General features: G+C 73.4%; 1 pseudogene. It reads right to left on the bottom strand.

The features are described from left to right. Window positions 1-267 (bottom strand): annotated as a pseudogene (locus K4B79_RS48910) (alpha-1,4-glucan--maltose-1-phosphate maltosyltransferase); the annotation flags it as partial.

A 267-nucleotide genomic window follows, 5' to 3' on the forward strand; every position in this document is an offset into this window, starting at 1 on the left:
GGGCGATCTCCAGCCCCAGCGCGGAGGCTTCGGCGACGAAGTGGTCGAAGTCGTCCAGGGTGCCCAGGGCGGGGTGGATGGCGTCGTGGCCGCCCTCGGGGGAGCCGATCGCCCAGGGCACGCCGACATCCTCCGGCCCCGGGGAGAGGGTGTTGTTGCGGCCTTTGCGGTAGGTGTGGCCGATGGGGTGGATGGGGGGCAGGTAGACGACGTCGAAGCCCATCGCGGCGATCGCGGGCAGCCGGCGGGCGGCGGTGCGGAAGGTGC

The organism is Streptomyces lincolnensis, assembly GCF_021173675.1.
In the GTDB taxonomy this organism is placed as follows: Bacteria; Actinomycetota; Actinomycetes; order Streptomycetales; family Streptomycetaceae; genus Streptomyces; species Streptomyces lincolnensis_B.